The sequence below is a fragment of the Pedococcus sp. P2_E4 genome, from assembly GCF_056403935.1.
Map to the genome: position 1 here is coordinate 1 of NZ_JBFUEO010000013.1, position 21,947 is coordinate 21,947.

19 protein-coding genes are annotated in these 21,947 nt (G+C 70.7%); 4 read left to right on the forward strand and 15 right to left on the reverse strand.

Annotation, left to right across the window (positions count from 1 at the left end; genetic code table 11):
• From AC1DV7_RS08430 to AC1DV7_RS08475, 10 genes are all read right to left on the reverse strand, one after another.
• On the reverse strand, window positions 1-258 hold a 258-nt coding region (locus tag AC1DV7_RS08430; RefSeq protein ID WP_477596632.1), incomplete at its 3' end, for a FadR/GntR family transcriptional regulator.
• Window positions 259-333: 75 nt separating this feature from the next.
• Window positions 334-2,799 carry a GcvT family protein gene (locus AC1DV7_RS08435; RefSeq protein ID WP_477596485.1) on the reverse strand — a complete coding sequence of 822 codons (2,466 nt, stop codon included), beginning with the start codon at window positions 2,797-2,799 and terminating at the stop codon, window positions 334-336.
• A complete protein-coding gene (locus tag AC1DV7_RS08440) occupies window positions 2,796-3,704 on the reverse strand; it encodes a choline/ethanolamine kinase family protein (RefSeq protein WP_477596487.1) in 909 nt (302 codons plus the stop codon). Before AC1DV7_RS08440 ends, AC1DV7_RS08435 begins: the two co-directional genes overlap by 4 nt.
• On the reverse strand, window positions 3,701-5,293 hold the full coding sequence (locus AC1DV7_RS08445; RefSeq protein WP_477596489.1) for an amino acid permease: 1,593 nt from the start codon (window positions 5,291-5,293) through the stop codon (window positions 3,701-3,703). The genes AC1DV7_RS08440 and AC1DV7_RS08445 overlap by 4 nt, the downstream gene beginning before the upstream one ends.
• Window positions 5,294-5,456: 163 nt before the next feature.
• The gene (locus tag AC1DV7_RS08450; protein ID WP_477596491.1) at window positions 5,457-6,569 is read right to left on the reverse strand and encodes a branched-chain amino acid aminotransferase; all 1,113 of its coding nucleotides are present in this window, start codon (window positions 6,567-6,569) and stop codon (window positions 5,457-5,459) included.
• Between the two features lie 106 nt (window positions 6,570-6,675).
• Window positions 6,676-7,755, reverse strand: coding sequence for a 3-isopropylmalate dehydrogenase (locus AC1DV7_RS08455; protein WP_477596492.1), 1,080 nt, complete (start codon window positions 7,753-7,755; stop codon window positions 6,676-6,678).
• A 612-nt stretch (window positions 7,756-8,367) separates the two neighbouring features.
• On the reverse strand, window positions 8,368-9,954 hold the full coding sequence (gene serA / locus AC1DV7_RS08460; RefSeq protein ID WP_477596494.1) for a phosphoglycerate dehydrogenase: 1,587 nt from the start codon (window positions 9,952-9,954) through the stop codon (window positions 8,368-8,370).
• Window positions 9,955-10,179: 225 nt separating this feature from the next.
• Window positions 10,180-11,208 (reverse strand): ketol-acid reductoisomerase, encoded by a 1,029-nt coding sequence (gene ilvC, locus AC1DV7_RS08465; protein WP_477596496.1) that lies wholly within the window; start codon window positions 11,206-11,208, stop codon window positions 10,180-10,182.
• A gap of 93 nt (window positions 11,209-11,301) precedes the next feature.
• Window positions 11,302-11,814 (reverse strand): acetolactate synthase small subunit, encoded by a 513-nt coding sequence (gene ilvN / locus AC1DV7_RS08470; RefSeq protein ID WP_477596498.1) that lies wholly within the window; start codon window positions 11,812-11,814, stop codon window positions 11,302-11,304.
• Between the two features lie 5 nt (window positions 11,815-11,819).
• Window positions 11,820-13,652, reverse strand: coding sequence for an acetolactate synthase large subunit (locus tag AC1DV7_RS08475; protein ID WP_477596634.1), 1,833 nt, complete (start codon window positions 13,650-13,652; stop codon window positions 11,820-11,822).
• A gap of 446 nt (window positions 13,653-14,098) precedes the next feature.
• Here AC1DV7_RS08475 and AC1DV7_RS08480 point away from each other — a divergent pair, with 446 nt between their 5' ends.
• Window positions 14,099-14,569, forward strand: coding sequence for a pyridoxamine 5'-phosphate oxidase family protein (locus tag AC1DV7_RS08480; RefSeq protein ID WP_477596499.1), 471 nt, complete (start codon window positions 14,099-14,101; stop codon window positions 14,567-14,569).
• A gap of 32 nt (window positions 14,570-14,601) precedes the next feature.
• Here the strand turns inward: AC1DV7_RS08480 and ilvD are convergent, their stop codons facing one another.
• Together ilvD and AC1DV7_RS08490 are read right to left on the reverse strand one after the other, a co-directional pair.
• Window positions 14,602-16,320 (reverse strand): dihydroxy-acid dehydratase, encoded by a 1,719-nt coding sequence (gene ilvD / locus AC1DV7_RS08485; protein ID WP_477596501.1) that lies wholly within the window; start codon window positions 16,318-16,320, stop codon window positions 14,602-14,604.
• Window positions 16,321-16,403: 83 nt separating this feature from the next.
• On the reverse strand, window positions 16,404-16,928 hold the full coding sequence (locus AC1DV7_RS08490) for a SixA phosphatase family protein (RefSeq protein WP_477596503.1): 525 nt from the start codon (window positions 16,926-16,928) through the stop codon (window positions 16,404-16,406).
• A 240-nt stretch (window positions 16,929-17,168) separates the two neighbouring features.
• On the opposite strand from AC1DV7_RS08490, the gene AC1DV7_RS08495 reads away from it, so the two are divergent.
• Window positions 17,169-18,299: a PLP-dependent cysteine synthase family protein gene (locus tag AC1DV7_RS08495; RefSeq protein ID WP_477596505.1), complete on the forward strand. Its 1,131-nt coding sequence runs from the start codon at window positions 17,169-17,171 to the stop codon at window positions 18,297-18,299.
• Window positions 18,300-18,306: 7 nt separating this feature from the next.
• Here the strand turns inward: AC1DV7_RS08495 and AC1DV7_RS08500 are convergent, their stop codons facing one another.
• Window positions 18,307-18,591: a MoaD/ThiS family protein gene (locus tag AC1DV7_RS08500; RefSeq protein ID WP_477596507.1), complete on the reverse strand. Its 285-nt coding sequence runs from the start codon at window positions 18,589-18,591 to the stop codon at window positions 18,307-18,309.
• Window positions 18,588-19,673: a WD40/YVTN/BNR-like repeat-containing protein gene (locus AC1DV7_RS08505; RefSeq protein ID WP_477596509.1), complete on the reverse strand. Its 1,086-nt coding sequence runs from the start codon at window positions 19,671-19,673 to the stop codon at window positions 18,588-18,590. The genes AC1DV7_RS08500 and AC1DV7_RS08505 overlap by 4 nt, the downstream gene beginning before the upstream one ends.
• Window positions 19,674-19,725: 52 nt before the next feature.
• Between AC1DV7_RS08505 and AC1DV7_RS08510 the strand changes: the two genes are divergently transcribed.
• On the forward strand, window positions 19,726-20,523 hold the full coding sequence (locus AC1DV7_RS08510; protein WP_477596511.1) for a glycoside hydrolase family 16 protein: 798 nt from the start codon (window positions 19,726-19,728) through the stop codon (window positions 20,521-20,523).
• Here AC1DV7_RS08510 and AC1DV7_RS08515 read toward each other — a convergent pair.
• Window positions 20,520-21,440 carry a 2-hydroxyacid dehydrogenase gene (locus tag AC1DV7_RS08515; RefSeq protein ID WP_477596513.1) on the reverse strand — a complete coding sequence of 307 codons (921 nt, stop codon included), beginning with the start codon at window positions 21,438-21,440 and terminating at the stop codon, window positions 20,520-20,522. The genes AC1DV7_RS08510 and AC1DV7_RS08515 overlap by 4 nt on opposite strands.
• A gap of 62 nt (window positions 21,441-21,502) precedes the next feature.
• On the opposite strand from AC1DV7_RS08515, the gene AC1DV7_RS08520 reads away from it, so the two are divergent.
• The gene (locus tag AC1DV7_RS08520) at window positions 21,503-21,877 is read left to right on the forward strand and encodes a VOC family protein (protein ID WP_477596515.1); all 375 of its coding nucleotides are present in this window, start codon (window positions 21,503-21,505) and stop codon (window positions 21,875-21,877) included.
• Window positions 21,878-21,947: the final 70 nt, after the last annotated feature.

Here is a 21,947-nt window from a genome sequence, read left to right on the forward strand (position 1 = left end):
CTCCAGCCCCGCGTAGGTCACGACGCTGCCACCACCGCGCCCACGACGCGTGGTCACCAGGCCCGAGTCGCGCAGCGCGGCGATCGCGTCGCGCAGCGTGCTGCGGCTGACACCCAGCCGGTCGGCGAGCTCACGCTCCGGGGGCAGCTGCTCGCCGTCGGTGAACACCCCCAGCCTGATGGCCGTCGCCAGCTGCTCGACGGTCACCTCGAAGGCATTGCCCGACGCAGGTCGCAGGACGACGTGGGGCAACGACATCCTCGGCTGGGCGGGGGTCACCGTCCGATCCAATACCTCCTGCCCAACCACGTCAATGGTCTGAGATAGAACCATTTAGCCACCCGTCCCGCGACCGAGCCTGGTCCCGTCGGGGTCGAACGGCGGCCGCAGCGAGACCTCGACCGGCCAGCGCTCGCCGGCCAGGTCCACGGTCCACGAACCGCTGCGCAGCCAGTCCGTCGTCGCCGTGCCCGAGCGCCGGTCACCGACCAGCGCGAGACCCACCGACGCCCCCACCGAGGCCCCCCAGGCCGCACTGGTGACCTGGCCGGCGGGCTCGCCGTCGCGCAGCACCAGCTCGCCACCCCAGAGGTATGCCGTGGGGTCGCCGACGACCAGGGAGACCACCCGTCGCGCGGGTGGGGCCTCACGCGAGGCCTCCACTGCCCCACGACCGAGGAAGTCGACGTCRCCGCGCAGCTTGCAGGCGAACGTCAGCCCGGCCGCGACGGGGCCGGTCTCCGTCGTGAGCTCGCGGGCGAACGCGCGGTAGCCCTTCTCCAGCCGCATGGACTCGATCGTGTAGTAACCGGCCGGGACGACGCCGAGCGGCTCGCCCGCCCTGACGAGGTCCTCGTAGACAGCCCTGGCGAGCTCCACCGGGACGTACAGCTCCCAGCCGAGCTCGCCCACGTAGGTGATCCGGGTGGCGCGCACGACGGCGGTGCCGACGACCACCTCGCGGCTGGTGCCGAACGGGAAGGAGGCGTCGTCGAATCGGTCCGGTGACAGGGCCTGCAGCAGGTCGCGCGAGCGCGGCCCCATCACGCCGAACACGGCATACGCACCGGTCACGTCGACGACGCCGGCGCGGGCGTCCTCGGGGAGGTGCCGGCGGATCCAGTCGAGGTCGCGCACCGTGGTCGCGGCACTGCTGACGACGAGGAACTCGGTCTCGGTGGTCCTCGTGACGGTGAGGTCGGCCTCGTAGGTGCCGCGGCGGTTGAGCATCGCGGTGTAGACCGCGCGACCGACGGGGACGTCCACGTCGGCGGTGCAGAGCCATTGCAACGCCCGCACGGCGTCGGGGCCTGTCACGACGTACTTGGAGAAGGAGGTCTGGTCGAACACCGCCACCGCGCTGCGCGTGGCCAGCTGCTCGGCGACCGACCAGTCCACCCAGGTCGGCCGTTCCCACGAGTAGCCGAGGGTCGGCGTCGTCCCCGGTGGCGCGAAGACGTTGGCGCGCTCCCAGCTGTTGCGGCTGCCGAGGCAGGCGCCCTGGTCGACGAGGAGGTCGTGCACCGGGGACCGGCGCAGCGGGCGGGCCGACTCGAGCTCCCGGTTGGGCCACGGCACTGCGTAGTGCAGTCCCAGCACCTCCCCCACGCGCTGGCGCAGCCACGTGGTGTTGCCGGACAGGGGCGAGAACCGCCGCAGGTCCACGCCGATCAGGTCCGAGGTCGGCCCGCCCTCGACGACCCACTCCGCGAGCGCGCGACCGGCGCCGCCCGCCGAGGCGATGCCCACCGAGTTGAACCCGGCCGCGACGAAGAAGCCCGGCAGTTCGGGGGCCTCGCCGAGCAGGAACTGGTTGTCCGGCGTGAAGCTCTCGGGACCGTTGTAGAACTTGCGGATCCCCGTCTCGGCCAGCGCCGGGATCCGGTGTACCGCACTGTCCATGAGGATCTCGAAGTGCTCCCAGTCCTCGTCGAGCAGCGCGAACTCGAACGGGTACGGGATCTGGTCCGGCGCCACCCACGGCTTCGCCACCGGCTCGAACCCGCCCACGAGCAGGCCGCCGACCTCCTCCTTGACATAGGTGTAGCCGTCCGGGTCGCGCAGGATCGGCAGGTCGCGGTGCACTCCCTCGATCTGGTCGGTCACGACGTAGAAGTGCTCGGCCGAGTGCAACGGCACGGTGACCCCCGCGAGCGCGCCGACGGCCTTGGCCCACTGACCGGCGCAGTTGACCACGACGTCGGCCTCGACGTCGCCGGCGTCGGTGGACACGCCCGCGGCTCTGCCCTGTCGCGTGGTCACTCCCGTGACGCGAACCCGCTCGACGATGGTGGCGCCGCCCATGCGGGCGCCCTTGGCCAGCGACTGGGTGAGGTCGGTGGGGTTGGCCCGCCCGTCGCCAGGGAGCCAGATCGCCCCCAGGACGTCGTCGACCTGGATGAGGGGGAAGCGGTCCTGCGCCTGCCCGGGGGTGAGCAGCTCGCACTCGAGGTCGTATGCCGCGGCGCTGCCGACGGTGCGCCGCAGCTGCACCATCCGCTCGGGCGTCCGTGCGACGGTGAGCCCGCCGCACACGCGGTAGCCGGTGGTCAGGCCGGTCTCCTCCTCCAGCCGCGAGTAGAGCTCGGTGGAGTACTGGACCAGCCGGGTGCCGGCCTCGCTCGCCCGCAGCTGCCCCACGAGACCGGCTGCGTGCCAGGTCGTGCCGCAGGACAGCGTCCCCTGTTCCAAGACCAGCACGTCGGTCCAGCCCAGCGTGGTGAGGTGGTAGGCCACGCTGCAGCCGATCACCCCGCCACCGATGACGACGACGCGAGCCCGCTGGGGCAGGGTGGTCACTGCTCCTCCCCCGCCGCGTCGTCGAGGAGCCCGGCCAGGCGCGCGCTGGTCAGCAGTGGAGCAGCCAGCTCGAACCGCTCGACGGCGAAGTCCCAGAAGTCGTGGGCGACGTCCGACACCCCGTGCTGGATGGCTCCCCAGAGCGTCCACGCATAGCGACCGGCCAGTCCCCAGAGCTCGGCGCGGGCCACCAGCCCTGCCGTGACCCGGCCGTGGTAGGCCTCCACCAGGGTGACCAGGTGGTCGTGGTCGAGCTGCGACTCGGCGACGAGGTTGCCCAGCTCGAAGGACGCCTCGTTCATCCCGGAGTACTCGTAGTCGATGAGGCGCAGGTCGCCCCCGTCGTCGAGGATGTTGGCGGCCAGCAGGTCGTTGTGGCACGGGACCAAGGTCTCGGGGTGGCGGCCGAGGGCCGCCTCCACGCGGGCGGCCACCGGCGCCAGCGCCTCGTAGCCCGGCGGCACGGCATACCCTCGCTCGCGGACGATCCGCAGGTAGCCGCGCTGGACCTCGAACATGTCGAAGCGCGAGGCGAACGGTGACGCGGCGTGCAGCCGGTGCAGAGCCGCGGCCAGGCGCGGAAGGTTGGCCGCGACGTCGGCCGGCCCGTAGGTGCGCCCCGGGAGGAACTCGACGACGAGGACGCCCTCCCCCGGCAGGTAGTCGACGACCGGCGCCCCGACACCGGCGGACGCGGCCACGGTGCTGTTGTGCCACTCGTGTTCGCGGTCGATGGCGAGCAGCTCCGTGCCCGGCGGCGAGATCCGGACGACGACGTCGTGCGTCGCCGTCCGGACCCGGTAGTTGTGGTTGGTGAGCCCGCCCGGCAGCACGGTGACCTCGCGGGGTCCGGCGAGCAGGGGCAGCCGGGCGAGCGCCTCGTCGAGCGTCAGGCCCGACGTCACTCGCCGAAGGCCTCCACGACCGCCTGGTCGATGGTGTGCTTCGGTCCCTTGAACCAGTGACGCGCCGAGACCTGCCACCAGACCCACAGCACGATGAGCGAGCCGATGGTGAGGATCGGTGCGTAGTTGACGAACTTCCAGTCGAAGCCTTCGGTGAACGGCACACCCGCGGGCACGAAGGGCAGGATGAAGTAGACCGAGATGATCGCGATCTCGAGCACGGCGATGATGTTCATCCACTTGTACTTCGCGCCGTTGTTCCAGCTGCCGGCCTGGAAGGCGTCGCCCATCCGCCAGCGCAGCCAGATGGGGATGAGGAACGCGAGGTAGAGCCCGATCACGGCCACCGAGACGACCGCGTAGAAGGCCACCGGGACGATCAGCGGCTTGTCGGCCGTCCCGATGTTGACCTCCTTGAGGGCGGGCAGCGTGATGAGGGCGGCCACCACGGCGACGAGCATCACGGCGTTGGCGGGCACCTTGCTGCTGGAGAGGGTCGACCAGAGCCGCGACCCCGGGATGGCGCCGTCGCGGCTGAACGCGAACGTCATGCGGGAGGCGCTGGTCATGCAGGAGGTCGTGCAGAAGAACTGCCCCACCGCGGAGATCAGCAGGATGGTGCCCGCCCACTTGCTGTCCATGGCGTGGGTGAAGATGTAGGCCACACCACCACCACCGACGCCGGCGTTGTCGGGCTTGCCGTCCTCACCGTTCGGCACGGCGAAGAGGAAGCACAGCAGCAGGATCCAGCCGCCGATGGCGGAGTAGAAGATCGACTGCCAGATGCCCCTGGCCGCGGCCTTCGACGCCGACGACGTCTCCTCCGAGAGGTGCGCGGAGGCGTCGAACCCGGTGATCGTGTACTGGGTGAGCAGCAGGCCGAACGGCAGCACGAGGAACCAGTACTTCAGCGAGCTGTTGCTGCCGCCGCTGTAGCCGGAGTTGTTGAACCGCTCGGTGAAGACGTAGCTGAAGCTCTGGTGGTGGTCGGGGATGAAGATGAGCATCAGGATCACGACGGTGGCGCCGACGACGTGCCACCAGACCGACACGTTGTTCATGATGGCCATCAGGTGACCGCTGAAGATGTTGAGCACCGACGCGAGCACCAGCAGGCCGACGAACAGCCAGAACACCCGAGACAGCGAGTAGGAGTCGGCGTAGCCCGACGAGAACGTGCTCAGGGTGAGGTCGAGGAACGTCGCGCACCCGTAGGCGACCGAGGCCGTCACGGCGATCAGCCCGATGAGGTTGAGCCAGCCCGTGAAGAAGCCAGCCCTGGCGCCGCCCATCTTGCTGGCCCACCAGTAGATGCCACCCGACGTCGGGTAGGCGGAGACGAGCTCGGACATCGTGAACCCGATGAGCAGGATGAAGGCGGACACGATCGGCCAGCCCCACGAGATCGCGATGGGGCCGCCGTTGTTGAAGCCCTGCCCGAACGTGGTGAAGCACCCAGCCAGGATCGAGATGATGGAGAACGAGATCGCGAAGTTCGAGAAGCCGGACCAGGAGCGGTCGAGCTCCTGCTTGTAGCCGAGCTCGGCCAGCCGGCGCTCGTCGTCGGACAGTGATCGCACATCGGACACAGCAAGCTCCTAGTCCACGCAACGAAGGTGAGCGAATGCTTCACCCAGCGGACTGGACCTGTCAATGGTCCGAACGCAAACCATTCAGGTCGGCTCGTGGACCTGAGCGAACGGGGCGACCCCGGCGACCGGGCCGCCACGTCGGCGGCCCTGAGCGGCCGACTCAGACCAGGCGGGTCATCCAGCCCTGCGTGTCCTCGGCGCGGCCGTACTGGATGGCCAGGAGCTTCTCGCGGATCGCCCGGGTGACGTCGCCGTAGTCGACGCCGCCGCGGTGGTCGACCKAGCCGCCCTCCCAGCGCAGCTCGCCGACCGGGGTGACGGCCGCCGCCGTGCCGCACGCGAAGATCTCGACGATCTCGCCGCTGGCCGCGCCGTCCTTCCACTCCTGGATCGGGATGCGCCGCTCCTCCGGCTGCAGGCCGAGCCCCTTGGCCAGCTCGAGCACCGACGAGCGCGTGACGCCCTCGAGGATCGACCCGGTGAGCTCGGGGGTGATCAGGCGGTTGTCCCGGGTGACGAAGAAGAGGTTCATGCCGCCGAGCTCCTCGACGTAGGTGTGCGTCGAGGCGTCGAGGAACACGGCCTGGTCGCAGCCGTTCTCGATGCCCTCGAGCTGGCCGGCGAGGCTGGACGCGTAGTTGCCACCGCACTTCGCGGCGCCGGTGCCACCCTCGCCCGCCCGGGCGTAGTGGTTGGACAGCCACAGCGTCACGGGCTTGATGCCGCCGCTGAAGTAGGCGCCGGCCGGGGAGGCGATGACCGAGTAGGTCACCTCGTTGGCGGGGCGGACGCCGAGGAACGCCTCGGAGGCGTACATGAACGGCCGCAGGTAGAGGCTCTTCTCGGCGCCGTCGGTGGTGGTCGGGACCCAGGCCTGGTCGACCTCGACGAGCGCCCGGAGGGAGGCGATGAAGTCCTCCTCGGGCAGCTCGGGCAGGGTCATCCGGCGGGCACTGCGGATCATGCGCTGGGCGTTGGCCTCGGGGCGGAAGGTCCAGATCGAGCCGTCCGCGTGGCGGTACGCCTTCATGCCCTCGAAGATCTCCTGGGCATAGTGCAGGACCGCCGCCGAGGGCATCAGCTGGATCGGCCCGTATGCCGACACCTTGCCGTCGCCCCAGCCCTCACCCTTGCGCCACACGGCCGTGACCATGTGGTCGGTGAACGTGGTGCCGAACCCCGGGTTGGCCAGTACGGCCTCGCGCTCCGCGTCCGGCCGCGGGTCGCTGCGGCGGGTGACCTCGAAGGTCAGCGGGGCGGTGGTCTGGCTCATGGAGTCCTCCTGGTGGGTCACCCCTCGTCGGGGGCGGGGTTCCTCCTGCCGAGATTACCTGCCCGGCGTACCACCCGGGCAGGAGACGTCGGATGCAGCCAGTGGTCTAGAGGCGGTTCGCGATGGCGTCGCCGACCTCGGGGGTCGAGCGTACGGCCGTGCCGCGCTCGGCGAGGTCGGCGGCGACCGCACGCTCGACACGGGCGGCCTCCTCACCGCGACCGAGGTGCTCGAGCAGCATGCCGACCGACAGGATCGTCGCGGTGGGGTCGGCCTTGGCCTGACCGGCGATGTCGGGGGCCGAGCCGTGGACCGGCTCGAACATGCTGGGGGCGGTGCGCTCCGGGTTGATGTTGGCACTGGCCGCCAGCCCGATGCCGCCCACGATCGCCGCCGCGATGTCCGTGATGATGTCGCCGAACAGGTTGTCGGTGACGATCACGTCGAAGCGTCCCGGGTCCGTCGCCAGGAAGATCGTGGCCGCATCGACGTGCTGGTATGCCGTCGTGACCTCCGGGAACTCGGCACCCACCTCCTCGACGGTGCGGCGCCAGAGGTGGCCGGCGTGGGTGAGCACGTTGTGCTTGTGCACCAGCGTGAGGTGCTGGCGGGGGCGGGCCTGCGCACGGGCGAAGGCGTCGCGGACGACCCGCTCGACCCCGAAGCGCGTGTTGACGCTGACCTCGGTGGCGACCTCGTGGGCGGTGCCGACGCGCAGCGCCCCGCCGTTGCCGACGTAGGGACCCTCGGTGCCCTCGCGCACGACGACGAAGTCGATGCCGTCCGGCGCGACGCGCTCGACGGCGAGGGGGCTCTGGACCCCGGGGTACAGCCGGGCCGGCCGCAGGTTGACGTACTGCTCGAGCGCGAAGCGAAGCGGAAGCAGCACGCCCCGCTCGAGGACGCCGCTCGGCACGGTCGGGTCGCCGATGGCTCCGAGCAGGATCGCGTCGTGCCCGCGCAGCTCCTCGAGCACGGAGGGCGGCAGCGTCTCGCCGGTGGTGTGCCAGCGCCGCGCGCCGAGGTCGTAGTCGGTCGTGTGGAACTTGGTGCCGCTGCCTGCGGTCACGGCCTCCAGGACCTTCAGCCCCTCGGCGACCACCTCGGGGCCGATCCCGTCGCCACCGATGACGGCGAGGTTCACCGTGTCGGGCGCGGAGACGGTCGAGGTCGTGTCAGAGGGCATGCCTCCCAGACTAGAGACCGTCTTGCCATCCGAAACCCATGTCTCACATGACGAACGGCCCCGCGGCGGGTCGCCGGGGGCCGTTCGTCATGGACGCCTGTCGCGGCGTCCGGGACTGCGTGCGTCAGTCGTCGGAGTGACCCTGCTCGCGCAGGTCCATCGACTCCTGCAGTGCCTGACGTGCCTTTTCGGCCTCTTCGCTCATCTCGCCACTTCCTTCACGAATCTCCCTGTCACAGAACAGGGTCGGGGTCTGTTGGTTCCTGGGGGCCCCACCTGGGTTCCAGGGGGCCGCTGTCAGCCATGCACGCGGGATCTCCGCGGCGAGTTGGCTGACTACCGGAACTCGCCGCGGCGGATAAGAATCACGACCTGCCGCGTCATGCTTCGAGATTACGTGGACGTCCAACTATTCGAAACCGGTTTCCCACTCCCTGAGACGCCTCTGGACGTGGCGCGCATCACGCTGCTCGCTAGAGGGCGGCCTGGCTACTCAGGTCCGCCAGTAGGGCCTGCCTGCTACGAGTCACTCCGACACCCACCCGGACACACAGCTGCCGGTGGGTCCCCGGGGAGGGGACCCACCGGCATACCAGTGGTGAGGGGGCCGGGTCAGTCGTCGAGGTCGACGACGCGCACCTCGGCGCCCACCTCGGAGGCGATCTTGCCGAGCACGTCGGCCGGGATCCGGGTGTCGACCGTCAGGGTGACCAGCGCCTGGCCGCCCTGCTCCTTGCGGGCCACCTGCATGCCCGCGATGTTGATGTTGCTGTCGCCGAGCAGCTGGCCCACGGTGCCGATGACCCCGGGGCGGTCGACGTAGGTGAAGAACGCGAGGTGGTCGGCCAGCGGGACCTCGAGGTCGAAGCCGTTGACGCCCACGATCTTCTCGATGAGCCGCGGGCCGGTCAGCGTGCCCGCGATCGAGACGGTCGTGCCGTCGGCGAGGGTGCCGCGCAGGGTGGTGACGTTGCGGAAGTCCTCGGTGGCCGGGTCGGTCAGCAGCCGCACCTCGCAGCCGCGCTGCTCGGCGAGCAGCGGCGCGTTGACGTAGGTCACGGGGTCCTCGGTCACGTCGGTGAACAGGCCCTTGAGCGCGGCGAGCTTCCAGATCGACACGTCGTGCGCGGTGATCTCACCCTTGACGTCGACATCGAGCTGCACCGGCACCGACCCCGCGAGCGCGGTGAAGATGCGGCCGAGCTTCTCGACGAGGGCGATGCCCGGCCGGACCTCCTCGGGCACCGCACCACCGGACACGTTGACGGCGTCGGGGACGAGGTCGCCGCCCAGGGCCAGGCGCACGGACTTCGCGACGGCCACGCCGGCCTTCTCCTGGGCCTCCTCGGTGGAGGCGCCCAGGTGCGGGGTGACGACGACCGACTCGTGCTCGAACAACGGGCTCGAGGTGGTCGGCTCGGTCGCGAACACGTCGATGCCGGCACCAGCAACCCGGCCCTCGCGGATCGCCTCGGCGAGCGCGTCCTCGTCGACGATGCCACCGCGGGCGGCGTTGATGATGCGGACGGTGGGCTTGACCTTGGTCAGGGCGTCCTTGCCGATGAGGCCGAGGGTCTCGGGACTCTTGGGCAGGTGGACCGTGATGAAGTCGCTCTGCTCCAGGAGCTCGTCGAGCGTGACGAGCTGGGCTCCGAGCTGGCCGGCCCGCTGGGGCGAGACGTAGGGGTCGTAGGCGAGGATCTCGACGCCGAAGCCCTTGAGCCGCTCGGCGACGAGCTGACCGATACGACCGAAGCCGACGACGCCGACCTTCTTGTCGAGCAGCTCGACACCGCCGTACTTGCTGCGCTTCCAGGCCCCGCCCTTGAGGGCCTCGTTGGCCGGGGCGATGTTGCGGGCCGTCGCGAGCAGCAGCCCGACGGCGAGCTCGGCCGCCGAGGTGATGTTGGAGGTCGGGGCGTTGACGACCATGACTCCGGCCCGGGTGGCAGCCGGCACGTCGACGTTGTCGAGGCCGACGCCGGCGCGGGCGATGACCTTGAGGTTCTTCGCGGCGGCGATGGCCTCGGCGTCCATCTTGGTGGCCGAGCGGATGAGCACGGCGTCGACGTCGGCGAGGGCCGGCAGCAGGGCCTCGCGGGAGGCACCGTCGACGGTGCGGATCTCGAAGTCGGGCCCGAGGGCATCGATGGTCGCCGGCGAGAGCTCCTCGGCGATGAGGACGATCGGCTTGCTCACTGTGAGTCCTTGTCTGGGTCACTGATGGGGGTCCGGCACCACGCTGTGCCCGCGGTCAGCATACGGCGGCGCTCACCATGTGGATGCTCTGGCTCGACATGTGACACGCAGGTCACACCGGCGGCGAGCCGACGAGATGCCGCCCTGCTGCCTGACCACGAGGCGCGCCCCTCACGACGGGACGCCCCCGGCCGCGGTGCGGCGGGGGGCGTCCTGGGTCGGGTGTCAGCGTGCGGCGCTGCCCTCGACGTAGTCGGAGTCGGTCTCCTTGATCCAGCTCATGAGCTTGCGCAGCTCCTTGCCGGTCGCCTCGATGGGGTGCTGGGCCCCCTTCTCGCGCAACGCCTTGAACTCCGGCGCTCCGGCGTCCTGGTCATCGATGAAGCGCTTGGCGAACGCGCCGTTCTTGATGTCGGCGAGGACGGCCTGCATGTTCTCCTTGACGCTCGGGTCGATGACCCGCGGGCCGGACACGTAGTCGCCGTACTCGGCCGTGTCGGACACCGACCAGCGCTGCTTGGCGATGCCGCCCTCGACCATGAGGTCGACGATGAGCTTGAGCTCGTGCAGGCACTCGAAGTAGGCGACCTCGGGCTGGTACCCGGCCTCGACCAGCGTCTCGAAGCCGTACATCACCAGCTGCGAGGCGCCGCCGCAGAGCACCGACTGCTCCCCGAACAGGTCGGTCTCGGTCTCCTCGGTGAAGGTCGTCCTGATGCCACCCGCACGCAGGCCCCCGATGGCCTTCGCGTAGGACTTCGCGAGGTCCCAGGCGCTGCCACTCGCATCCTGCTCGACAGCGAGGAGCACGGGGACGCCACGGCCGTCGACGTACTCGCGGCGCACGAGGTGGCCGGGCCCCTTGGGGGCGACCATCAGCACGTCCGAGCCCGCCTCGGGCTTGATGTAGTCGAACCTGATGTTGAACCCGTGCCCAAAGAGGAGCGCAGCGCCCTCCTTGAGGTTGGGCTGGATCTCCTGGGCATAGACGGTGCGCTGCACCTGGTCGGGCGTGAGGATGACGACGAGGTCGGCCTCCTTCACGGCGTCACCGACCGAGGTGACCGTGAGCCCCTCGGCCGCTGCCTTGGCGCGGCTCTTGGACCCCTCGGCGAGCCCGACTCGGACGTCGACGCCGGAGTCGCGCAGGTTGAGCGCGTGGGCGTGGCCCTGGCTTCCGTAGCCGATGACGGCCACCTTGCGGCCCTGGATCACGCTCAGGTCTGCGTCGTCGTCGTAGAACATCTCGGCCACGTCGGCCAACTCCTTCGGTTGTGTGCTTGCGTTGCGGTTCAAGGGTGGTGCTGGGTTGGTAAGTCGCGCAGTCGCCTGCGCGGCCGTGGGGGCTCAGGCGCTGCGCAGGGCCCGGTCGGTGATCGAGCGCGAGCCGCGGCCGATCGCGACCATGCCGGACTGGACGAGCTCCTTGACGCCGAACGGCTCGACGACCTCGAGGAAGGCGGCCAGCTTGTCGCGGTTGCCGGTCACCTCGATCGTCAACGTGTCGCTGGCGACGTCGACGACCTTGGCGCGGAACAGCTGCACGGTCTCGAGGACGTGGCTGCGGCTGTGGATGTCGGTGCGGACCTTGACCAGCAGGATCTCGCGCTGGACGGAGGCAGTGGGCTCGAGCTCGACGACCTTGAGCACCTCGATCAGCTTGTTGAGCTGCTTGGTGACCTGTTCGAGCGGGAGCGCGTCGACGTCGACCACCACCGTCATGCGCGAGATCTCGGGGTGCTCGGTCGGGCCCACCGCGAGGGAGTCGATGTTGAACCCGCGCCGGGAGAACAGCGCCGCGATGCGGGCGAGGACGCCGGGCTTGTTCTCGACGAGGACCGACAGGGTGTGCTTGCTCATCGCCATCAGTTTCCGTCCTTGTCCGCGTCCTCGGGCTGCTCGGTGGCCTCGTCCTCTTCGCGGTCCCACTGCGGCGCCGTGTCCTTGGCGACCTGGATGGCGTCGTTGCTGACGCCTGCGGGCACCATCGGCCAGACCATCGCGTCGCGGTGGACCACGAAGTCGACGATCACGGGGACGTCGTTGATCTCCATGGCCTTCTCGATGGTCGCGTCGATGTCCTCGGGGCGCTCGCACCGCAGTCCCACGCAGCCATAGGCCTCAGCGAGCTTGACGAAGTCCGGGATCCGGCTGCCGACCGAGGTGTGCAGGTCGGTGTTGGAGTAGCGCTCGTTGTAGAAGAGGGACTGCCACTGGCGCACCATGCCCAGGCTGCTGTTGTTGATGATCGCGACCTTGATCGGGATGTTGTTGATGACGCAGGTCGCGAGCTCCTGGTTGGTCATCTGGAAGCAGCCGTCGCCGTCGATGGCCCAGACCGTGCGGTCGGGCTGGGCGACCTTGGCACCCATGGCGGCGGGCACGGCATACCCCATCGTCCCGAGCCCACCGGAGTTGAGCCACGCGTTGGGGCGCTCGTACTGGACGAACTGCGCCGCCCACATCTGGTGCTGGCCGACGCCGGCGACGTAGATCGACTCGGGTCCGCTGATCGCACCGATGCGCTCGATGACCTGCTGCGGCGCCACGGTCTCACCTCCCTCGGGCGTGGTGTAGCCCAGGGGGAAGGTGGCCTTCCAGCCAGCGGTCTGCTGCCGCCAGGCGTCGTAGCTGCCGGCCCTGCCCGCTTCGATGTCCGCACCCACGGCCGCGATGAGGTCGGCGATGACCTCCTTGACGTCACCGACGATCGGCACGTCCGCGACGCGGTTCTTGGAGATCTCGGCGGGGTCGATGTCGGCGTGGATGACCTTGGCGTCAGGGGCGAACGTCGACAGCTGACCGGTCACCCGGTCGTCGAACCGGGCCCCCAGCGTGATGAGCAGGTCGGACTTCTGCAGCCCGGTCACGGCGGCGACCGAGCCGTGCATGCCCGGCATGCCCAGGTGCAGCGGGTGGCTGTCGGGGACGGAGCCGCGCGCCATGAGGGTGGTGACGACCGGGATCTGGGTGAGCTCGACGAACTCGCGCAGGAGGTCGGACGCGCCACCGCGCACCACGCCCCCGCCGACGTAGAAGATCGGGCGCGACGCCTGCGAGATCAGCCGGGCGGCCTCGCGGATCTGCTTGCTGTGCGGGCGGGCGACGGGGCGGTAGCCGGGCAGGTCGAACTTCGGCGGCCAGGAGAACGTGGTCCGCGCCTGCAAGGCGTCCTTGGCGATGTCGACGAGGACCGGGCCGGGTCGTCCTGTCGCGGCGATGTGGAAGGCCTCGGCGATGACACGCGGGATCTGGGAGGCGTCGGTCACGAGGTAGTTGTGCTTGGTGATCGGCATCGTGATGCCGCGGATGTCGGCTTCCTGGAAGGCATCCGTGCCGATGGAGGCCGAGCTGACCTGACCCGTGATCGCGACGATCGGGACGGAGTCCATGTAGGCGTCGGCGATCGCGGTGACCAGGTTGGTCGCGCCGGGGCCGGACGTCGCCATGCAGACCCCGACCTTGCCGGTGGCGCTGGCGTACCCCTCGGCCGCGTGGCCGGCCCCCTGCTCGTGGCGAACGAGGATGTGGCGGACCTTGACCGAGTCCAGCAGCGGGTCGTAGGCAGGCAGGATCGCGCCGCCCGGGATGCCGAAGACCGTGTCGACGTCCATGGCCTCGAGCGAGAGCACGAGGCTCTGCGCGCCGGTCACCGACTGCGGTGCCGGAGGGGTCTTGGCCCGTGCCTGCTGGGCCACCTGCGAGGGGCTGGGGGTCGGTGTCGACCGTGCGTCGCTCACTTCACTACCGCTTTCGGATCTGCCGTGGTCGGGTCACTGGGTCTGCTCGGGTCTGCTCGGGTCTGCTCGGGTCTGCTCGGGTCTGCGTGCTGCATCTGCTCATGAAAAAACCCTCCAGTCCTGCGGTGAGGACAGCGGAGGGCGGCGCGCGGGCTCTGGTGCTGGAGGGCCTGCGCGCTAGGGAAGTACGAGAATTCGTGCCACACGAGCACTCTCCCGTCCCGTCCGCCGCGTGTCAACGGGCGAGACGGCCGGTCCCACGATCCGGACCTGTCGTCTCGGTCACAGGACGCTGCCGGCGGCTGTTGCCGCGCGGACGGCGGCTGTTGCCGCGCTGCGGGCGGCTGTTGCCGCGCTGCGGGCGGCTGTTGCCGCCAGGCCCGGGCGCGCGGATACTCCGGTCCATGGAGCCCCGCGCCCAGCAGCTCGTCATACCCGCTGCATATGGCGCGCCCACCGAGCTGCTGCCCTGGGCGCCGGTCTCGACCGCGCTCATGACCTCGCTGCGGTACTGGCTGGGCACGGTGCGCCCGGACGGGCGCCCCCACACGGTGCCCGTCGACGGGCTCTGGGTCGACGACACGCTCGTCGTGGGTGGCGACCGCGACACGGTCCACTCGCGCAACCTCGAGGCCACTCCCGCCGTCACCGTCCACCTGCCCGACGCGGACACCCCGACCATCGTCGAGGGGGTCGCGCAGTGGCTCACTCCACCGGAGCGACAGGCGCGCTCGCTCGCGGCGGCCTCGAAGGCCAAGTACGGCTACGCCCCGCCGGCCGCGGCGTTCCGGGCCGGCGTCTGGCAGGTGCGGCCGCACGCGGTGCTGGCCTGGACCGACATCACGCGCGACGCGACCCGCTTCACCTTCGGCTAGGTCGGCCACGGCGCACCCTCACCCGGTCGCGCTCAGCCGCAGACCGCGCCGCCGCTGGCGCTGCCGACCAGCTTGCGGTACTTGGCCAGCACGCCGCGCGGGTACTTCGACTCCGGCGGCACGAAACCTTCGGCGCGCCGGGCCAGCTCGGCCTCGTCGACGTGGACGTCCAGCACACCGTTCGCCACGTCCAGCGTGATGCGGTCGCCGTCCCGGACGAAGGCGATGGGTCCACCGTCGACCGCCTCGGGTGCCACGTGCCCGACGCACAGACCGGTGGTCCCGCCGGAGAAGCGGCCGTCGGTGAGCAGCAGGACGTCCTTGCCCAGGCCTGCGCCCTTGATCGCGCCGGTGACCGCGAGCATCTCGCGCATGCCGGGACCGCCCTTGGGCCCCTCGTAACGGATGACGACGACGTCCCCGGCCTTCAGTGACCCCTCGGCCACCGCGTCCATCGCGGCGCGCTCGCCGTCGAAGACCCGGGCCGTGCCCTCGAACACGTCGGAGTCGAAGCCGGCCGACTTCACGACGGCGCCCTCGGGCGCCAGCGTCCCCTTGAGGACCGTGATCCCGCCGGTCCGGTGGATCGGCTCGCTCATGGCGCGCACGACCTTGCCGTCGACGTCGGGCGGCGCGATGTGGGCGAGGTTCTCGGCCATGGTCTTGCCAGTGACCGTGAGGCAGTCACCGTGCAGCAGGCCTGCGTCGAGCAGCGCCCGCATGACGACGGGCACTCCCCCGACCCGGTCGATGTCGGTCATGACGTACTGCCCGAACGGCTTCACGTCGGCCAGGTGCGGCACCTTCGCGCCGACGCGGACGAAGTCGTCGAGGGTGAGGTCGACCTCGGCCTCGTGGGCGATCGCGAGCAGGTGCAGCACCGCGTTCGTCGAGCCGCCGAAGGCCATGACGACGGCGATGGCGTTCTCGAAGGCCTCCTTGGTCATGATGTCCCGCGCGGTGATGCCTCGACGGAGCAGCCCGACGACGGCTTCGCCGGACTTGCGGGCGAACCCGTCACGCCGGCGGTCGGTCGCGGGCGGTGCCGCTGACCCGGGCAGGGACATCCCGATGGCCTCGGCGACGGAGGCCATCGTGTTGGCGGTGTACATGCCGCCACAGGCACCCTCGCCCGGGCAGATGGCCCGCTCGATCGCGTCGACGTCCGCCCGGGACATCAGCCCCGCGGCACACGCGCCCACGGCCTCGAACGCGTCGATGATCGTGACGGTCCGCTCGGAACCGTCGGAGAGCTTGGCGATCCCCGGGAGGATCGACCCGGCATACAGGAACACGCTGGACAGGTCGAGGCGGGCGGCGGCCATGAGCATCCCGGGCAGCGACTTGTCGCAGCCCGCGAGCAGGACCGAGCCGTCGAGCCGCTCGGCGTTCATGACGGTCTCGACCGAGTCGGCGATGATCTCGCGGCTCACCAGCGAGAAGTGCATGCCCTCGTGGCCCATCGAGATGCCGTCGCTGACGGAGATGGTGCCGAACTCGAGCGGGTAGCCCCCCGCCGCGTGGACGCCGTCCTTGACGGCCTTGGCCAGCCGGTCGAGCGACAGGTTGCAGGGCGTGATCTCGTTCCACGAGCTGGCCACGCCGATCTGCGGCTTCACCCAGTCGTCGTCACCCATGCCCACGGCGCGAAGCATGCCGCGCGCGGCGGTCTTCTCGATGCCGTCGGTGACGTCGCGGCTGCGCGGCTTGATGTCGACGCCCTTGCTGGCGCCGTGCTCGGTGGTCGTCATGGCGGCAGTCTAGGAGCCGGGTCCACAGGATGGGACGCCGGTCTCACGTGGCAAACCGGCGCCCACGCGCCAACGCCGCGGCGTCATCCGCGTGAGGTGTGGCAGCGGTCGAGGGTTGCGGTGCCGTGGTCGAGTGCGTGCCACGGGCCGGCGTACCGCAGGACTGCCACGGTCGACGTCGGGAAGCCCGCGGCGAGGCACTCGTGCGCCTGGGACGAGCCGTCGCCGTCGGACAGCGCGCTGGCCAGCATCGCCATCGTCGGGTTGTGGCCGACGACCATCACGACCTGGGCCTCGGCGGCCGACTCGCGGATCAGCTGCAGGACTGCCTGCTCGCCGCCGGAGTAGACGCCGGGGTCGTACTCGACCGTCTCGCCGCAGGCACCACCCTCGGCAGCGGCGCTCCAGGTCTGGCGCGTGCGGGTCGAGGTGGAGCAGAGCACCAGCTCGGCGCCGAGCTCGTGCTCGTGCAACCAGCGGCCGGTCTCCCGCGCGTCGCGCATGCCCCGAGGGGTCAGCTCGCGCTCGTGGTCGGGCTTGCCGAGGACCTGCTCCGCCTTGGCGTGACGGAAGAGGATGAGCACCTTGTCATCGCTGGCGAGGGTCATGCTTCGAGCATGGACCTGTTGCCCCGGAACAACCAGTCTTGACTTCCCCGTCGGCGGCGCGGACTCACCGTCGGCAGTCTTGACTTCCCCGTCGCGGCCCGGACCTCCCGCCGCGATGCGGCCCGCCCGCAGTTCGCGACGACGAGAGCCCGCTAGCCTCGGGGCACCACGAAGGGGTGGACGCTGACCGCGACCCGGCACAGCCGCATACCCCTCCCGAAACGCGAGGTGACCACCACCATGGCCAGCGGACTCCACGCGGACCTGCCCTCCCCTGGGCTGGTCGACGCCGTCTCCCCCGTGCCGGCTGACCGTGCCTGGCTGGACGAGGCCGTCCGGCGCATCCGGGCCGACGCCAACCGCAGCGCCGACACCCACCTCGTGCACGTGCCGATCCCGGGGCTGCCCGAGGTCGACCTGTACCTCAAGGACGAGTCCACCCACCCCACGGGCAGCCTCAAGCACCGGCTCGCGCGCTCGCTGTTCCTCTATGCCCTGTGCAACGGCGAGCTGCACGAGGGCACGACCGTCATCGAGGCCTCGAGCGGCTCGACCGCGGTGAGCGAGGCGTACTTCGCGCGGATGCTCGGGCTGCCGTTCATCGCCGTCATGGTCGCGACCACGAGCCCGGAGAAGATCGCCCTCATCGAGCGCGAGGGCGGGCGGTGCCACCTCGTCGCGGATGCCTCCGAGGTCTATGACGTCGCGCGGCGGCTGGCCGACGAGCGGGGTGGGCACTACCTCGACCAGTTCACCTTCGCCGAGCGGGCCACCGACTGGCGGGGCAACAACAACATCGCCGAGTCGATCTTCGAGCAGATGGCCCTCGAGCGGCACCCCGTGCCGTCCTGGGTCGTCGTCGGCGCCGGGACCGGCGGCACCAGTGCGACCATCGGACGGTTCGTGCGCTACCGCGGGCTGGCCAGCCAGGTGTGCGTCGTCGACCCGGAGAACTCGGCGTTCCTGCCCGCCTTCCGTGGCGACGACGCCGGGGTCAGCGCCGCGTGCGGGTCACGCATCGAGGGCATCGGGCGGCCTCGGGTCGAGCCCAGCTTCGTGCCGACGGTCGTGGACCGGATGATGCTCATCCCCGACGCCGCCTCGGTGGCGGCCATGCGCTTCCTCACCGAGCGGACCGGGCTGCGCGCCGGCGCCTCGACGGGCACCAACCTCTACGGCGCCCTCCGGCTCGCCTGCGAGCTGGGCCAGCGGGGTGAGCAGGGCAGCATCGTCTCGCTGCTGTGCGACGGGTCGGAAAGGTATGCCGGGACGTACCGCAACGACGCCTGGCTCACCGAGCGCGGGTGGGACCTCGAACCGCACCGCTCCGTGCTGACCCGGGCCTGGGACGACGGCGTCTGGAGCGAGTAGGGAGCGGTCAGCCGCCGGAGACGGCGTTGATGACGTGCACGGTGGACGTCGGCGTCACTGGCGTCTCAACCCCGCCAGCGCGCTTGGCGTCCTCGCCGTCGACGAACACGTTGACGTGCCGGCGGATCTCACCCCGCTCGTCGCGCACCCGGGACGCCAGGATCGGCCACGGCTCGAAGGCCCGGTCGAGCAGCTCGGCGAGGGTGGCTTCGGACGACAGCTCGACGGGCAGCTCGGCGGCCCCCTCGGCGAGGTCGCGCAGCAGGCCGGGCAGGACGACGCGAGCGGTCACGGGAGGGTGACCGCTCGGACGCACAGGACGTCGGGCAGCTGCTCGGCGATGCGGGAGAACGACTCGCCACCGTCGGTCGAGGCGTAGACCTCGCCGTTGCGGGTGCCGACGTACAGGCCCGGCTGCTCGTGGGTGTCGGTGCCGGCCGCATCGCGCAACACGTTGGTGAAGCTCGGCGACGGCAGGCCGTTGGACTGGGTGGTCCAGGTGGCACCGGCGTCGTCGGTGCGCTGCACCTGCAGGGTGGCGTCGGGCGGGATGCGTTCGCCGTCGGAGGCGATCGGGACCAGCCAGACCGAGTCGCCCCGGGCGGGGTTGGCGACCGCGGTCATGCCGAAGTTGGTCGGCAGGCCCTGCTCGATCGAGGTCCAGGTCTCGCCGTCGTCGTCGGAGCGGTAGACGCCCTTGTGGTTCTGGGCGTAGAGCCGGGTCGCGGTGGCAGAGTCACGGGCGACCTTGTGGACGCACTGACCGAACTCGGGCCACTCGTCGTGGGGCAGGAAGTACGCGTGGATGCCCTTGTTGCCCGGCTGCCAGGACGTGCCACCGTCGCGGGTGTTGTAGACGCCGCCGGTGCTCATCGCGACGAGCAGGCGGCTCGGGTCGGCAGGGCTGGGCAGCACGGTGTGGATCGCTCCCCCGCCGAAGCCCTCACCCCACTCGGGACGGTGCGGGTGCTCCCAGAGGCCACGGTTGAGCTCGAAGGTCTCGCCGCCGTCGGCGCTGCGCCACAGCCCCTGTGGCTCGGTGCCCGCCCAGACCACCTGGGGGTCGTGCGGGTCCGCGACCAGCTGCCAGGTGGCCTTGAGCGCCGTGTCGGTGTCGTCGGGGAACTTGATGGAGCCCTCGGGGTGCTCGACCCACGTCGCGCCGAGGTCGTCGGAGTGCTGCAGCGAGGGCCCCCAGTGCGAGGACCGGAACCCCACCAGCAGCCGCGGCGCCTCGCGTCTGGTGTCGAACAGCAGCGACAGCACCTCGCTCATGAGGAAGTGCGGCCCCTCGGCCCGCCACTCGCGGCGGTCCTCACTGCGGGCCAGCCAGAGCCCCTTGCGTGTCCCGATCCCGACGATGGTCTCGCTCATGGCCCCCAGCATGGCACCGACCGCTGACGGTGGCACGCGTCACCATGGAGCCATGCCCGGCTCCACGCACGCCGCCGACCGCGACCACCAGGACTTCGTCGACGAGTTCGACGGCACCGACCTCGACCTGTCGGTGTGGGTCCCGCACTACCTCCCGCAGTGGAGCTCACGCGCCGAGAGCGCCGCCACGTATGCCGTGCGCGACTCCTGCCTGCACCTCACCATCCCGCCCGAGCAGGGTCTCTGGTGCCCGGGTGACCACGACCCACTGCGGGTCTCGGGCGTGCAGTCCGGGGTCTTCTCCGGCCCGGTGGGCAGCACCGTCGGCCAGCAGCCGTCACACGACGGCGCCGTGGTGCGGGAGGCCCAGGAGACGATGTGGGGGTGGACCCCACGGTTCGGGCGCCTGGCGATGCGGGCCCGCATGGACCTCTCGCCCCGCTCGATGGCGGCCTGGTGGCTGGTCGGGCTCGAGGACCAGCCCGAGCGCAGTGGTGAGCTGTGCGTGGTCGAGGTGTTCGGCGACGCGCTCACCCCCGACGGGGCGGCAGTGGGCGCCGGGGTGCACCCGTTCCGCGACCCCCGGCTGCTCGACGACTTCGCGGCGCCCCGCGTGGCGGTCGACGTGAGCCGCTTCCACACCTACGAGCTCGACTGGTCGCCCGACGGTGCCCGCTTCCTCGTCGACGGTGAGGTCGTGCGCAGTGTCGACCTCGTCCCCGACTACCCGATGCAGTCCATGGTCGCCGTCTTCGACTTCCCCGAGCGAGCCACCCCCGGCGACCGGGCCGAGGCCGCCCACGTCCCGGCCCTCGTCGTGGACCGGATCGGCACCAGCTTGCACCGCTAGACCAGGTTGCGCAGCGGCCTCCCGGCAGCGAACGCCCCCAGCTGCTCCTGCAGCAGGCGCACCGCGCGCGGCACGAAGGCCGTCGAGGCGCCACCCACGTGCGGCGTGATGAGGACGCCGGGGGCAGACCACAGCGGGTGGTCGCCCGGCAGCGGCTCAGGGTCGGTGACGTCCAGGGCGGCCCGGATCCGACCGGCCTCCGCGTGGCGGACGAGGGCGGCGGTGTCGACGACCCCACCGCGGGCGACGTTGACCAGCAGGGCACCGTCGGGCATGGCGGCCAGGAACTCGTCGTCCACGAGCCCGGCCGTCGAGCTGCTCAAGGGCACCACCACGATGATGACGTCGTGCGCCGGCAGCAGGCTCGGCAGCTCGTCGACGCCGTGCACCGACGCGACCAGCTCGTCCCCCGCCCGCGGGCGGCTCGCGACCGCGGTCACCGTCACCTCGAAGGGCGTGAGCCGAGCTGCGATGGCGCGGCCGATCGAGCCATAGCCCAGGACCAGCACGCGCTTGTCCGCCAGCGCCTGGTGGAACGACGTCGTCGGCAACCAGGTGCGATCCCGTTGTGCCACAACGAAGTCCGGCACGCTGCGCAACGAGGCCAGGCACAGCGTGACAGCCAGCTCGGCGGTCGAGGCGTCGTGGACACCAGCAGCATTCGCGAGCCTGGCACCCTCGGGCAGGACCGGCTGCACCGTCTCGTAACCTGCAGTCAACAGCTGGACCAGCTCGACCTGAGGCACCAGCGACAGCCGGTGGACCAGGTCGCCGGCGCCCATGTACGGAGGCACCACCACACGCACCTCGTCGGCTCGGTCCGGCGCTGCGGTCATGTCCCACACCGCCAGCTCGAGGCCGCTGATCGGCCCCACCCGGTCGACCCAGTCACGTCCCGGCAGCGTCACGAGCGTCATGCCCGTCACGCTATCCCGGCGACCACCACGCACCCCAGCCGCGGGTGTGCCACCCTCGACCAGTGGGCGCCATCACGATCCCCATCCTCCCCAGCCGGGACTTCGACGCGACGGCCGCCTTCTGGTCGCCGTTCGACTTCGCCGAGATCGGACGGTGGGAGCGGGAGTACCTCATCCTGCGACACGAGGACCTCGCCATCGAGCTGCACTTCTGGCACGACGCCACCGTCGACAGGTGGACCAACGACGTGGCCTGCTACATCCGGTTCGACACGCCCGACGAGGCCGTGGCCTGCCATGCGGCGTGGGCGGGAGTCGCGGTCCCCGAGCCGGCCAGCATGAGCGCACCCGAGCTCGAGGACTGGGGAGCGGTGGAGTTCCACATCATCGACGTCCACGGCAACCTCGTCCGGCTCGGCGGATTCCCGCCCCGCTGAGCACCGTCCAGCGCCGGGCCGTCGAGGGGGTGGGGCTGCCAGGGCAGCCCCACCCCCTCGATGACCTCCT

Bases quoted from the DNA above. Each gene is read 5' to 3' on its own strand.
- AC1DV7_RS08515 (WP_477596513.1), bottom strand. From the start codon at position 21,440: ATGACGCTCGTGACGCTGCCGGGACGTGACTGGGTCGACCGGGTGGGG.
- AC1DV7_RS08495 (WP_477596505.1), top strand. From the start codon at position 17,169: ATGGCCAGCGGACTCCACGCGGACCTGCCCTCCCCTGGGCTGGTCGAC.
- AC1DV7_RS08455 (WP_477596492.1), bottom strand. From the start codon at position 7,755: ATGCCCTCTGACACGACCTCGACCGTCTCCGCGCCCGACACGGTGAAC.
- AC1DV7_RS08480 (WP_477596499.1), top strand. From the start codon at position 14,099: ATGGAGCCCCGCGCCCAGCAGCTCGTCATACCCGCTGCATATGGCGCG.
- ilvD (WP_477596501.1), bottom strand. From the start codon at position 16,320: ATGACGACCACCGAGCACGGCGCCAGCAAGGGCGTCGACATCAAGCCG.
- AC1DV7_RS08505 (WP_477596509.1), bottom strand. From the start codon at position 19,673: ATGAGCGAGACCATCGTCGGGATCGGGACACGCAAGGGGCTCTGGCTG.
- AC1DV7_RS08490 (WP_477596503.1), bottom strand. From the start codon at position 16,928: ATGACCCTCGCCAGCGATGACAAGGTGCTCATCCTCTTCCGTCACGCC.
- ilvN (WP_477596498.1), bottom strand. From the start codon at position 11,814: ATGAGCAAGCACACCCTGTCGGTCCTCGTCGAGAACAAGCCCGGCGTC.
- AC1DV7_RS08510 (WP_477596511.1), top strand. From the start codon at position 19,726: ATGCCCGGCTCCACGCACGCCGCCGACCGCGACCACCAGGACTTCGTC.